Genomic DNA, 12,833 nt, shown 5'->3' with positions numbered 1-12,833 from the left:
CGCACCAGTTCTCCGGCTGGCAGCGCCAGCGCGTCGGTATCGCCCGGGCCCTGGCGCTCCGGCCGCGGCTGGTGATCTGCGACGAGGCGGTGTCGGCACTGGACGTCTCGGTGCAGGCGCAGGTCCTGAACCTGCTCGCCGACCTGCAGGTGGAACTGGGCCTCAGCTTCCTGTTCATCGCCCACGACCTGTCGGTGGTGCGGCACATCAGTGACGAGGTGGCGGTGATGTACCTCGGGAAGGTCGTGGAGATGGGGACGACGGAGCAGATATTCGCCGCGCCGGTGCACCCGTACACGCAGGCGTTGTTGTCCGCGGTGCCAGTGCCCCGCCCCTGGGCCTCGCCACAACGGCGGCAGATCATCCTCGCCGGCGACATTCCGTCGCCCGTGTCGCCGCCGTCCGGCTGCCGGTTCCGTACCCGGTGCTGGAAGGCACAGGATCGGTGCGCCACGGAGGAGCCCGCGCTCGCCGATCGGCTGGGCGATCACTCTTCCGCATGTCACTTCCCCGAGTTGCCGGTCTCTTCGGCAGGTTCGAAATGAGCGGCCGGGTCCGCCTGGTCCTCGTCCGCCATGGCGAGTCGGTGTGGAACGTCGAGGAGCGCTACCAGGGACAGGCCGACTCAGGGCTCACCGCCGCCGGTCTCGAACAGGCGGAGGTGGCCGCGGCCGAGCTCCTGGCCCGCTTCGGAACGCCCGATCTGGTCGTCTCGAGCGATCTGCCGCGGGCCAGGGATACGGCGAACGCGTACCTGCGCCACCTTGACCTCGATGCCAAGCTGGATGCCCGGTTGCGCGAGGCCGACATCGGCACCTGGGTCGGCCGGACCTTCACCGAGATCGCCGAGGAGCACCCGGATGATCTCGCGGCGGTCGGTCGCGGGGTCGATGTGCGGCGCGGCGGGGGCGAGACGTTCGCCGAGATGCGCCAGCGGGTGTGGGCGGCGCTCGTCGATGCCGGGAACATGGCGGCCGGCGGCGCGACCGTCGTCGTGTTCACCCACGGTGGCCCGATCCGGGTGGCAGCCGCCGCCGCGCTGAGCCTGCCGTCGCCCGGTCACCTCAACTTCGCCCCGCCTGTGAACGCCTCGTTGACGGTCATCGGCTACGCGGGCGGACGGCAGAACAACTCGGTGGTCGAGTACAACTCGCCGACCGCACGGGCCGCGGACGCCGCGCGCACCGACTGAATCGAGAGGACCAGCATGCTGACCGGATCGTTCACCTTCGTCGTGATGACCTACAACCTGTGGGGTGACTGGCATCTGGAGCAGCGAGAGCCGGCGATCCATGACCTGTTCTCCACCCGGCCACCCGATCTCCTGGCGACCCAGGAACTTCGTCCTCGCTCGCGCGCGGTAGTGGACGAGGCGCTGCCCGGACACGCACGGGTGCACGACGACTTCCCCGGCTGGGGAGCGCAGAGCAATCTGTGGTGGCGGCGGGAACTGTTCGATCTCGTGGAGTACGGGACACGAGACGTCGGCATCCTCGATGCCAACGCCAGGTTGTTCTGGGTGCGGCTGCAGCCCAGGGCCGACGACGCACGGCCGCTGGTGTTCTCCACCGCACACCTGACGTGGCCGGGCCACGCACAGGAGCGGGCGGATGGCCGCAACCTGCGAACCGGACAGGCGGAGCGGGTGGTCACGGCGCTGGATGAAATCGCCGGCGACGCGGCCTGCCTGTTCACGGTGGACATCAACGACATCGGGCAGCCGTTGTGGGTGCTCGGCAACGGCGGCTTTCTCGATTCGTTCACCGCGTTGGGACGCACGTCGCCGGTCACCCACCCCGTGGAACCGCTGCCGTTCGTCGCCGACCGCGGAACGCGCCTCTCCCCGCTGGGGTCCCCGTCCAAGGCCATCGACTGGATCTTCTCCCGAGGCCCGATCGCCACCCGGGCCAGCGAGGTCGTCGAGTTCTTCTCGGCCGGGAACGCCCCGTCGGACCACAAGCCCGTCGCGGCGACCTTCACCCTGCCATCGGCCGCGGCATCAGCTCAAACCAATCAAGGAGAGAGGCAATGATCGCACGATCCCGGGCCATAGGCGGCCTCGCCGCAGTCGCCCTTGTGATGGGCCTCGCGGCCTGCGGCGGCTCCGGCGGCTCCGCCAGCTCCGATACCGAGGGCCAGGTGCTGCGCTACGCGCCACAACTGTTCCCCGTATCGCTTGATGTCCAGCAGTACCCTGCGGAAGAGGCCGTCCAGACCACCGTCCAGCAGGGGCTTGAGACGCTCACTGTCATGAAGGACGGCCAGGCGGCCCCGAAGCTGGCCACATCATGGGAGAGCCCCGACGAGAAGACGTGGGTGTTCCACCTCCGCGACGGAGTGACCTTCAGCGATGGGAGCGCCTTCACCGCCAAGGACGTCAAGGGGTCCGTGGAGCGGCTGAAGAGCCTCAAGGGGTCGCTGGACCCGTTGCTCGCCTCCGTCACCGGCGTTGACGCCACCGACGACCACACGGTGACGTTCCACACCTCGGCGCCGCTGGGCACCCTGCCCAGCACCTTGTCCCTGGTGTTCATCGGCCAGGGCGACAAGGTCACCAGCGATGCGTACTGGCAGAAGCCGATCGGCACCGGACCGTTCAAGTTCGACTCGTTCAGCCCCGACGACAAAGTGGTGCTCAGCCGCAATGACAAATACTGGGGCGCCAAGGCCAAGGTGGCGAAGCTCGAGGTCCTCAACATGCCGGAGGTCTCGGCCCGGATCACCGCGCTGAACAACGACGAGGTGGACGTGCTCGCGTCGATCCCGCCGGACCAGGTGGCCGAGGTATCCGGCGTGGACGGAATCAAGTACGGGGTCGGCCCGAGCTTCAACTACTACTTCATCTGGTTCAACCAGAACAACAAGCCGTTCGACAATGTCAAGGTACGCCAGGCCATGTTGCATGCGATCGACATCAAGAGCGTCGTCGGCGACCTGTTCGGAGACCTCGGTACAGCGGCTCAGTCGCCGGTCACCCAGGCGGTATTCGGGTCGACCCAGCTGGAACCGTACTCCTACGACCCGGCTCTGGCAAAGAAACTGCTCACCGAGGCCGGATATCCCAACGGCATCGACACCACGATCCAGTGGCCGCTGGCCGGTGGGCCGAACATCAAGGCCATGGCGCAGGCGTTCATCTCGTCCTGGGAAAAGGTCGGCATCAAGGTGCAGCCGAAGGAGAAAGAGCGGGCGACCTGGCTCAAGGACTTCGGCGCGCTGAACTGGGACATGAACCTGCAGACCAACACCACCGGCACCGGCGACGCCGACTTCACTCTGAACCGGCTGTACACCTGTGAAGCGAAGCGCATGGGCTACTGCAACAAGGATCTGGACTCGATCCTGGCCAAGGCGCGCGGGTCGCTGGACCAGAACGAGCGCAAGACGCTGTACGCGCAGGCCGACAAGATCATCTGGGATGACGCGGTCGGCATCTTCCCGGTGGATCTGAAGAACAACTACGCCGTCCGTGACAACGTCAAGGGATTGGAGATGCCGGTCAACGGGCGGCCGGACTTCTCGCAGGTGTCCGTCGGATAGCTGCTGGAGCCGTTCATCCACCCCCCTTTTGTAGGAGACACTCCATTGCCTCGCATCCGTTCCCTCCGCCCTGTCGTACTTGTCGGTCTTGCCGTCTTGGCCACCTTGTATGGGACCCCCACCGCTCAGGCCGCCCTCACGGAGCCCGCCCGCAGCGCCTGCCGTAACGCCACCGAGGTACCGGTCGAGACCGGCGCCGCCTTCAACGACCCTGTCGCCGGCGCCCCGACCGCGGTCGTGGAACGGATCTGCTCGCTGATCAAGCAGGCCCCGGCAGGGTCGTCGATCGAGATCGCCGAGTTCGTCGTCTCAGGCGATGCCGGCGCCGATTACGCGGCGGTGCTGCTCGACGCGTACCACCGTGGCGTCCGGATACGCATGGTCATGGACGGCTATCAGATCGACAACCCCGCCGCCGAGGAGCTGATCCGCACCCTCGGCACCGACAAGTCGGCCCCCTCCTGGGTGCACGTTTGCAGCCACATGAGCCCGGAAGGGAACACCACCTCCTGCCAGGGCACCAAGGGCATGCACAACAAGTTCTCGCTCTACTCGGAGACCGGCGGTCAGCACGACGTCGTCGTACAGGCCTCGAACAACATCACCGACGTCAACTCCACCAGCTACTGGAACAACCTGGTCGTGCTGCCCGGCAACCGTAAGCTCTTCGAGGGATACGGAAAGTACTTCGACGACCTCGCCGCCGAGGTGCAGAACCCCGACTACGACACCACCGTCACCACCGGCATGCGGGGCGGCCAGGTCACCGCCCAGTTCTATCCGGTCGCCGACCGAGACCCGATCGCTCAGCGACTCAGCCAGGTCGGCTGCAAGACCGAGGGCCGCACCCGGGTCGAGATCGGCCAGTCCGAGTGGGACGCCACCCGCCTCGCGATCGTCGACGAGCTCGCGGCGCTGGTGGCCGCGGGATGCCAGGTACGCGTCGTGCACGGTCTGGCCGACGACGCGGTCACCGCCGCGCTGGACGCCGCCGGCGTGCAACGGCGGGTGCTCGACGGCTCGACCCCGGCTGGCCGCATCCACTCCAAGTACATCGTGGTCACCCACCCAACCGGCCGCGGTTCCGGGCAGGGCTGGGTGATGACCGGCAGTCACAACTTCAACGCCACCTCGCTGCTACGCAACGACGAGGCGATGGTCGAACTCTCCGAGCACGGCATCGTCGAGGCGTACGGCGCCAACTTCGCACGGCTGTGGGAAGTCGGCGCGGTCGCGGGAAAGCAGTAGAGAACGAGGATGACCAACGGCACCGGCACGTAGCCGGCGCCGTTCCTCATAGGATCAGGCCCCGCTCAGGCGCTCATCGCCCTGACGGTCGTCTTCGTGGTCACGCTGCTGGGGCCGATGGCGCTTCCCGCTCCACGTCGTCCGCTGCGGCGGGCCGCCGGTGGTGGGCACCATGTTCGCGGCCGCCTACGCCCATACCGTCCCCGGCATGTTCTCGTACGTCGTCACGCCTCTCCACACCCACTTCTTCTGTGACGAACACGAGGCCCGGGTGAACGGCTTCCACCGGGCACGTTTCTGAGGCACGCCGGGCCCTCTCAGGAGGGGCGGCTACACACATCCCCAGGAGGCGCCCGTGCCCAGGATCGGGATGTCGGGTTCTCCCGCGCCATCCGAATGATCAGTGCCTTTACCGGCTGGCGGGTGCAGGGCCGTCCCGGGCGCCGTCTGTCCGTGAAGGTCCACTTACGCGCTACAAGATTGCGGTGCCGGCGCAAGAAATATCGCCGGGGTGACCAGGAACACCTCCGCCCACCGGCGACGGTGGATTAGGCCGTGTTTCGGAATGGCGCCGTGGCCAGCCATGATTGTCGAGATGCAACGAAGATTGCAATTCCCTACGGATTGTTTGACAAGTGGAGTTACGTCAACTTGGGCTGTCATCTGAGGCATCCGGATCTGCAGATGGGCGGGCACATTTACCCGCCGGCCCATGGAGATGCCTGGTCGTGAGGACCGGACCGGTATCGGGTGTTCGGTGCTCTGGCCGCCCTCATGGCGAGGCAAGATGGTACGCATGACTTTGGCCACCCCCATATTGCACACCGCTCGCCTGCGACTGCGACCCTTCACCGACGCCGACGCGGCCCCCCTCTTCGCGCTGCACAGCAGCACCTACGTGCTGCGCTACTGGGACGCCCCGCCGTGGAACGAACGGGCCCGCGCCGAGCGCTTCATCGCGGCTTGCCGGAAGATGGCGGACGAAGGCACCGGGGCGCGGGTGGCCATCGACCGTGTTTCTGACGGTGCCTTCATCGGCTGGTGCAGCCTGACCCGATGGAACCCGGACTACCGCAGCGCGTCGTTGGGCTACTGCCTCGACGATGCGGTGTGGGGCCACGGCTACGCGACGGAGGCCGCGCGCGCCTTGCTGCAGTGGGCATTCGACTCACTGGACCTAAATCGAGTTCAGGCCGAGACCGATACGCGCAACGTGGCATCTGCCCGGGTCCTGGAGAAGATCGGATTCGTGCGTGAAGGGACGTTGCGGGAAGACTGCGTCGTGAACGGCGAGGTATCCGACTCGTGGGTGTTCGGGTTGATCAGGCGAGAGTGGCGGCCGTCGGCCGTGCCGATCCCCGGCCGCTAAGGCTTCCTCGCCAGCGAGACGGCGTCTGGGCGCCGGTGCTTCGTTCCGCTGTGGCGCTGGGCTGGCACGGCGCACTGATGCCGTGATCCACAGGACCGGAAGATTGACAGGGCTCGGAGATCAGGCTCGTATTGTCAAAGTTGGTCACAGGAGCTTCGTCAACCTTCGCTGCATCTCAACAATGATTCGCGGTCGTGGGTTGTGGTGATCTGACGGACGCGGAGTGGGCTCTGCTGGAGCCGTTGCTGCCGGTCGCTGTACGGGGTCGGCGGGCTCGGCAGCTGCGGCGGCAGATCGACGGGATCCGGCACCGGACCCGGACGGGCTGCCCGTGGCGGGACGTTCCGGAGCGGTACGGGCCGTGGCAGAGCCTGTACCGGGTCTTTCGTGACTACCAGCTCCGCGGCGTGTGGGTGCAGGTCAGCGACCAGTTACGCACCCTGGCCGACGCGGCGGGGCTGATCACCTGGGAGCTGAATGTCGACTCCACCACCGTGCGAGCGCACCAACACGCTGCGCCTGCCCGGGCTCATGAACCTGGTGCCGGTACGCAAGCGCAGAGATGCGGCGGCGACCGTCGAGCTGATATCGCTGCCCGCGTGCTGACCGTTCATCACGTGGCACCCGCGCCGGCAGGATCACGGCGGAGGGGTGCGTGAGGTCGTGGAACACCTGTGAGTGCCGAAAACCGTGTCATGTCATGCGACCTGCACGTACTCGTGGATGAGGCCACCGAGTCGGTCTCGCCGTAGCACTTGGATGCTTTCGAGCAGGTAGGTGCAGATCCGTCCCTTGAGCGAGCGACGTGATCCGCCATCAAAGCTCGCCATGGAACCGAAACCGGACTTCCGACCGTCCCCTCGATAGAAGGGATCGACCAACCGCCTACCAATAGCATCTGTCCCGTGACAGTCCGTAAGCCAACTCCGACTGGACCACTTCGAACAAGGAGTACGAATCGGTGAATCCACACGCACTTGCCCACCGGGCACACCGACACGGCTGGGATGTGCAGACCGTTCCGCGATCCTCTGGCTCTATGGTTATCCTGCAGCGTGACGGCTGGCGTCTGGAAATCGCGTTCGACGGTCATGCACCCAAGGAGGCCACCGCCAACGAACCCGGTCACAACGTCGGCAGGCAGCTCAACCTCCGCTCGATCAACGACTTCGTGCACCAGCCACGAACAGATCGGTTAACTCGCCCATGCCGCGATCGGGGGCAGGGCACCTGTCGCACAAGCGACCATGAAGCGGGCGAGCATTTCGACGACGAACACGGCGGCTGCGAGCAGGACGCCCTACGGGATGATGACCGATGGTCGTCATCCAACATGGGTGACGTCATCTAGCCTCGAACTTTCTCGATCTTGATCTGGTGGGCTAAGGGGTTCGGCTGAAGGTCGATTTCCTTGCCGTGGTCAGCGGGAGTGCCCGGCTGTCGCGCCGGGTGGGCGGGGTTCCACGGGCCCGCGGGAGTGCCTTTCTGCTCGTGGGGACGGGTTGGCGCTGGTCAGGTCGGTGCCAGTCATGCGGTGAGTTCGCAGGCCAGGGCGACGATCTCTAGCCAGATCTGGTTTTGGGTGAAGTCGTGCAGGGGCAGGTTGCGCAGGCCGGTGTCCTTGGCGGCGCGGATGCGGTCTTCTGCGCGGGCGCGGCGGCGGTGGCGTAGTTCCAGGTCGGCGAGCTGGCCGCCTGGGGTGCCGGTGACCGAAGCAGGTGAAGCGGTGCCCGTCGAGGTCGGTGAAGCGTAGTTGGGCGCCGTCGTCCGCGCCGTGGCATGGGCCGAGGTGATCCAAGACGTCCGTCACCGACTTGCTTTCGTCCGCCAGGCGCTCGACTGCAAGAGCGCCAACAACCCTGGCATCCAGTATCTGCAGTGTGCTGACGGCCGATGTCATCCCGACCTGCTGACCTCACCGCCGGGCGCCAGTCCATGTCTCGAAGCGGGTGCGAGCCATAGGCCAGCGACCGATCGCCCGGCCCGAGACAGGTCAGATCTGATCTCGTTCCGCCAGTCCGACGAAATGGTTGACGATGGACGTTAAGGGATTGAAGAAGGTCGCCCAGTCGCGCTTCTTGATCTGATACCGCTGCCCGGCGGCGGCAGCGATGGTATTCGGTACCTCGGTGCGGAACCGAGCGGTCTCCAGCTCATAAAGGTGGGGAATAGCCAGCCTTCCGTCGAACGCGGCGGTGATCTCCTCGTCCGTCCATGACGTCCTCCGGAACTCTGGACCTTCGTAGGGTTCGCGGCTCCTCTTGCTCGGAAGCGTGCTTTTCAGGTACTTGATCAGCAGGCCGGTCACGGCATCATGATCGTGCTCGGTCTGGAACCCGGCATCGCGGTATATCGGCAGGATGTCGTTCACGCAGCTAAGAATCTTCCTGATCTTGTAGTTCTGCTGCCCGGACTCGAACCCGTCGCGGAGTTCCGAGGTGAACGGGGTGGGTGTCGAGACCCAGTCCCGTAGCGCGACGAAGGCGGGGTCCTGCACCTCGTCGCAGACGGTCGTCCTGTTCAGAGACGCGACGAGGTACTCGTACACGCACCATCCGCGGGTGAGATAGCCGGGACCGTCGAGGACCACGACGTTCCTGACCAGCTCGTCCATCGACTGCAGGATCCGGTGGAATTCGGCCTCCTCTTCGGCGGTCCGCGGAAGCTGCGGGAAGGAGCTGTAGTCGTAGATGAAGAAGCAGTCGCGCAGTTCCTTCAGCCGGTTGAGTTGGCCTCCCGTCGGGTCCGGGTCGTCGGTGGTCTCCCAGCGGTGCGAGATGAACAGCACCGGATGGGCGAAACGGCTGATGTTCACCTCGCGCAGGATGCTCAGCCGTTCCTTGTCGGCGGTGGCGAGCTGTTCGGTTAGCCGTGCGATCTCTTCCGCGTGCACGACACGGGATGGACCGGCGTAGGTCACCTCGACGTACTTATCCCGCCAACCAGCCCGAATCTCCAGGGCACCGTCGACGATCGTGCCGCCGCTGACTTCCGTGCCCGGCAGCGCCTCATGCGGCAACGGAATCCGGGCGAGCCCGCGGAAAAGGGAACGCGGAACAGTCAGCCACTCCGTCCGATAGGTGACGACCTCCTCGCAGTCAATCTCCTGGAGCCGCTCCTGCGCCGCCAGCAAGCCGGCCACCGACTTGCGCAGCTTCTTGAGCCGCTTAGCACCCAGGCGATACTCCAGGTAGGTGATCCCCGGCGTTTCCTGACACCGCGGAAACCGTTCCCAGTCCTGGATGTCGTCGCAGTGGATGAGCTTGACCCCGTCCCACGGACGCGGATCGACGTCGTCGCGGTTCCGCTCGTGCAGATAGTCGAGCAGCAACCGTAACCCTGTGGCCACGTCGTCGTGTATCCCCACGATGTCGTGTATACAGGGTGACACCATGGTCCGTGACCTACTGCCGGAGTGCGCGTTCTGTGCCGTGAGCGCGGGCGCGGCGACGACCCCTGTGATCTTCGAAGATCCCGCGGTCCTCGCGTTCTTCCCCAAACGCCCCGCCGCGCTTGGTCACACGCTCATCATCCCCCGCGTGCACATCCAGGACCTGTGGCACCTGGACATCGGCACCGCCGCCACCCTCGCGCGCGCGACCCTCGACCTCGCCCACGCCATGCGCACGGCCCTGCGGCCGGACGGGCTGAACGTCATCAACTCCTCGGGAGCCGCGGCCTCGCAGACCGTGTTCCACCTGCACATCCACCTGGTGCCGCGCTGGAGGGACGACCAATTCGGCACGATCTGGCCCGACCCGAGCCCGCCCCTCACCGATGAGGAGCTCGAAGCCGCGGCCGACACGCTGCGGAGCAGCCTCTCACCGTGAGGCGGCCACCGCGATCAGGACAAGGTCGACCGCGGCCAACCCGCCGTAGAAGAGCCCCAGCGTGGCCGAGAACGTGGCGCTGCGCCAGCGCTTCGTGGCAACGTACGGTGCGGTGTTCATGGACATGAGCTCGACGGTGGAGTCCGGCTTGCGGACATCGTCGTAGAGGCACCGGAACAACCGTTCCTGCCACAGGAAATACCCGTCGAGCAGCCAGAAGGCCACAAGGGGCACCAGGGCGACCGACGCGAGGCCGGTCTCCAGCCGGTTGGCCAGAACGGCGAAAATGGCCGCTGCGATGGTCAGCACCCAGCCCTTGATCAGGAAAGAGCTGGTCCCGAGCCGGGCGATGACGGCCTGGATGAACTCCAGGTGCTTGATGCGGTCCGGCCCTAAGACGCTTCTGTCCTCCACTGGCTTTCCCTCGCTCTCTCCGGGCGGCGCATTGGTGGCATCCTCGCCCTATCCGACTATCCTCACGGCTGACTGATCACTTATCCAAGTCCCTCGCCCTCTCCCGCGCGGCGATGGTCACCGTGGCCGGCTGCGGCCGTGGTCCACACCGAAAGTGTTCGTGACGGTGAGGTAGGCCAGGCGAAGGAGCACGGCTGATCATCCTGCCGCACTTGGTTCCGTCTCCTGGGTGGCCGGAACTCGCGCCGCCACGCGAAGTCCTCACATGGTCATGACCTGGGCGGATGTGATTATCGGCAGGCGCAATGGCCTCGTCGGTGACGGCGGCGGTTGCGTCCACGGGAGTGGTGTACGAGTTCGACCTGGTCACAGGCGTGGCGTCGTGAAATGGCGACGGCCATCGTGTGATCCTTTCGAGGTAACAAGATCAAGTTCGAAGGGAACCAGGCGATGGCCGCGGACACCAGCGTGACGGCCGAGCAGCGGCTGGTGAACAAGAAGCGTGTGGGGCTCAACAATAGGATTCGGCGTCTGACCTGCCGGTTTTCGGTGGTGTCAGCCGGCGATCTGGTACTCGTGGATGAGGCCGCCAAGGATGGCGTTGGTGAACACCGCGTCGAAGGCGCCGGTGAACTGGTTGCCACGGTCGCGAATCAGGAACTTCAGGGGCGTCGTGTCGGTCTCGGAGTTCATCAGGAGGTTGCGGGCAGCCTGGGTGGTTCACGGGCCTGTGGGGTTGGTGGTGACGCCGAGCAGGTGGGCGCGGCGGGTGCCGTGTTCGAGCATGATCAGGGCGTACAGGCGTTTGAGGTTGACGGTGTTCACGTGCCGGAAGTCGACGGCGACGATGTGCTCGGGTTCTCCGCGGCCATGCGCAGGATGAGGGCCTTGACTGCAGCCGCGGTGGGTGGCCGTCCGGGACGTCGACGGTTGCTGTAGTCCCACTTCTTGGCCACGAGTGTGCGGTGCCAGGCCAGCAACGTGGCCGGGGCAATCGGGAAGATTTCCGCCCATCGGGAGCGGGGTATCAGGTGCGAGAGCGCCGTGAGCCACAGGCGGTCGGCCGGCTCGTAACGCATCCGTGGGACCTGACGGCGTAGGACCGCGTTCTGATGCCGAAGCACCAGCAGTTCCGCCTCTTTGGAGACGCTCCTCCGTAGCGGCAGCGCGGGCAAAGACAGCAGGCCTCGAGTAACGGCGTACACCGTGGACAAGATCACAAAGCATGGTCCCTGGCGACCCTGACCAGTCGCTTGGCGCCCCTCAGCCTCACGCCCTTCGGACGAAGGCTCCGCACTGGACGTGATTCGAGTTTCTGAGCCCCGCAGGGTCACCGGTAACGAAGGGCGCGAGCTGGCGGCTCGCGCCCTTCGTGATTTACCGCTGGCCCGGCATGGTGCTGGGCCAGCACTTGCCAACGATGTCGCAATTCAGGGTGGGGTATGCGAGACCTCAAGGAAGGGGAATTTGTGCCGCAGAAGGTGAGGGGCGCCAGGGAGCGGGCATAGCGGACATTAAGGACAAAACGCCAGAATAGATCCTAGGGGGAATCATGCTCGGATACCTGCCATACGCCGTCGACCGTCCAGCGCCGCGTACGATTGTGCGCCGCTGGTACGACGCCATCCTGTCCGGTGGGTGAGGCTGGGGGGAATGCGGGCGCTGCGGCCGCACTTTGGTCGCAGCGCTCAAAATGGCAGATCGCGTGATAATTCTATGCCGGGCTTCAAGGGAGCTTCGCAACTTTATCTTCCCGGTGCGCAGGCAACGGTTACTTTGCCTCTGGAGCGCCTAGTTCGGGTTCGAGTGGCAATGCCCCGCGGATTGGTGGGCTTTGGGTTGATCCTCGGTGCCTACCCGCCGCTGTCGATCGCGGCGATGCCGCCAGTATCGCTGGTTGGTTTGAGTTGGGCCATCGAGCCCTCGGACAGGTTTGCATATTCAGTACCCGGCGCGCCCAGCTCGGTCAGAGCGGTCGCGACGGCGTCAGTGACCAGCATCACGATCGCTCAACCAGGGCCAGCAGCGCGAGCGTGGCCTTATGCCATTCCTCCGATGACACAACCTCTGGCACGGCCATCACAGCCTCCGCGCGGACTGGCGGGCCGCTGGGTTAGCGGTGTCGCCGGTACTGCAGATATACGATCCCGTTGGTGGAGGTGGTGCTGGAGATCAGGTCGAGCTGGCAGGACTTGGGGACGCCGTCGAACAGCCGGGTGCCCTCGCCCGCGACGTAGGGGAACACGCTCAGCTGGAGCTCGTCGATCAGGTCGAGCCGCATGAGTGACCGCCAGAGGCTGACGCCGCCCCAGACCACGATGTGGCCGTCGCCGCCCTGCCTGAGCTTGTCGATCTCTTCTGCCGTGTCACCAGCGGCGATGGTGGTGTTGGCCCAGTCGGCCGTCGTCAGGGTCCGGGAGAAGACGACCTTG

At 65.7% G+C, this 12,833-nt stretch carries 16 protein-coding genes and 2 pseudogenes; 11 read left to right on the top strand and 7 right to left on the bottom strand.

Annotation, left to right across the window (positions count from 1 at the left end):
- The 10 genes and pseudogenes from AB0J09_RS38325 to AB0J09_RS38280 all read left to right on the top strand — a co-directional run.
- Window positions 1–545, top strand: a 545-nt coding sequence (locus tag AB0J09_RS38325; RefSeq protein WP_360702070.1) for an ABC transporter ATP-binding protein, incomplete at its 5' end; no start/stop codon positions are given.
- Window positions 542–1,192, top strand: a complete 651-nt coding sequence (locus AB0J09_RS38320; protein WP_360702068.1) for a histidine phosphatase family protein — start codon at window positions 542–544, stop codon at window positions 1,190–1,192. The genes AB0J09_RS38325 and AB0J09_RS38320, both read left to right, overlap by 4 nt.
- A 15-nt stretch (window positions 1,193–1,207) precedes the next feature.
- Window positions 1,208–2,032: a hypothetical protein gene (locus AB0J09_RS38315; RefSeq protein ID WP_360702066.1), complete on the top strand. Its 825-nt coding sequence runs from the start codon at window positions 1,208–1,210 to the stop codon at window positions 2,030–2,032.
- Window positions 2,029–3,540 carry an ABC transporter substrate-binding protein gene (locus AB0J09_RS38310; RefSeq protein WP_360702063.1) on the top strand — a complete coding sequence of 504 codons (1,512 nt, stop codon included), beginning with the start codon at window positions 2,029–2,031 and terminating at the stop codon, window positions 3,538–3,540. Before AB0J09_RS38315 ends, AB0J09_RS38310 begins: the two co-directional genes overlap by 4 nt.
- 96 nt (window positions 3,541–3,636) lie before the next feature.
- On the top strand, window positions 3,637–4,788 hold the full coding sequence (locus AB0J09_RS38305) for a phospholipase D-like domain-containing protein (protein WP_360702060.1): 1,152 nt from the start codon (window positions 3,637–3,639) through the stop codon (window positions 4,786–4,788).
- A 172-nt stretch (window positions 4,789–4,960) separates the two neighbouring features.
- A complete protein-coding gene (locus AB0J09_RS38300; RefSeq protein WP_360702057.1) occupies window positions 4,961–5,089 on the top strand; it encodes a hypothetical protein in 129 nt (42 codons plus the stop codon).
- 411 nt (window positions 5,090–5,500) lie between these two features.
- Window positions 5,501–6,157: a GNAT family N-acetyltransferase gene (locus AB0J09_RS38295; protein ID WP_360702055.1), complete on the top strand. Its 657-nt coding sequence runs from the start codon at window positions 5,501–5,503 to the stop codon at window positions 6,155–6,157.
- Window positions 6,158–6,351: 194 nt separating this feature from the next.
- Window positions 6,352–6,567, top strand: a pseudogene (locus AB0J09_RS38290) (transposase); the annotation flags it as partial.
- A gap of 67 nt (window positions 6,568–6,634) precedes the next feature.
- Complete coding sequence (locus AB0J09_RS38285) at window positions 6,635–6,763, top strand: hypothetical protein (protein WP_360702072.1); 129 nt, start codon at window positions 6,635–6,637, stop codon at window positions 6,761–6,763.
- Between the two features lie 433 nt (window positions 6,764–7,196).
- A complete protein-coding gene (locus AB0J09_RS38280) occupies window positions 7,197–7,508 on the top strand; it encodes a hypothetical protein (protein ID WP_360702052.1) in 312 nt (103 codons plus the stop codon).
- Window positions 7,509–7,687: 179 nt separating this feature from the next.
- On the opposite strand, the pseudogene AB0J09_RS38275 reads toward AB0J09_RS38280, so the two are convergent.
- Both AB0J09_RS38275 and AB0J09_RS38270 read right to left on the bottom strand, forming a co-directional pair.
- Window positions 7,688–7,919, bottom strand: a pseudogene (locus AB0J09_RS38275) (transposase); the annotation flags it as partial.
- 231 nt (window positions 7,920–8,150) lie between these two features.
- Window positions 8,151–9,488, bottom strand: a complete 1,338-nt coding sequence (locus tag AB0J09_RS38270) for a hypothetical protein (protein ID WP_360702050.1) — start codon at window positions 9,486–9,488, stop codon at window positions 8,151–8,153.
- 61 nt (window positions 9,489–9,549) lie between these two features.
- Between AB0J09_RS38270 and AB0J09_RS38265 the strand changes: the two genes are divergently transcribed.
- On the top strand, window positions 9,550–9,987 hold the full coding sequence (locus AB0J09_RS38265) for an HIT family protein (protein WP_360702047.1): 438 nt from the start codon (window positions 9,550–9,552) through the stop codon (window positions 9,985–9,987).
- Here AB0J09_RS38265 and AB0J09_RS38260 read toward each other — a convergent pair.
- The 5 genes from AB0J09_RS38260 to AB0J09_RS38240 form a co-directional block, all read right to left on the bottom strand.
- Complete coding sequence (locus tag AB0J09_RS38260; RefSeq protein ID WP_360702044.1) at window positions 9,979–10,401, bottom strand: hypothetical protein; 423 nt, start codon at window positions 10,399–10,401, stop codon at window positions 9,979–9,981. The genes AB0J09_RS38265 and AB0J09_RS38260 overlap by 9 nt on opposite strands.
- 555 nt (window positions 10,402–10,956) lie before the next feature.
- Window positions 10,957–11,094, bottom strand: a complete 138-nt coding sequence (locus AB0J09_RS38255) for a hypothetical protein (RefSeq protein WP_360702041.1) — start codon at window positions 11,092–11,094, stop codon at window positions 10,957–10,959.
- A 128-nt stretch (window positions 11,095–11,222) separates the two neighbouring features.
- A complete protein-coding gene (locus tag AB0J09_RS38250; protein WP_360702038.1) occupies window positions 11,223–11,480 on the bottom strand; it encodes a hypothetical protein in 258 nt (85 codons plus the stop codon).
- A 774-nt stretch (window positions 11,481–12,254) separates the two neighbouring features.
- Entirely contained in the window at window positions 12,255–12,404 is a 150-nt protein-coding gene (locus AB0J09_RS38245; protein WP_360702035.1) for a hypothetical protein, read from the bottom strand.
- Between the two features lie 110 nt (window positions 12,405–12,514).
- The coding region (locus AB0J09_RS38240) for a dihydrofolate reductase family protein (protein ID WP_360702032.1) at window positions 12,515–12,833 on the bottom strand (319 nt) is incomplete at its 5' end.

The organism is Nonomuraea sp. NPDC049784, assembly GCF_040659615.1.
Classification (GTDB): Bacteria; Actinomycetota; Actinomycetes; order Streptosporangiales; family Streptosporangiaceae; genus Nonomuraea.
This window is presented reverse-complemented; position numbering and strand designations above follow the sequence as displayed.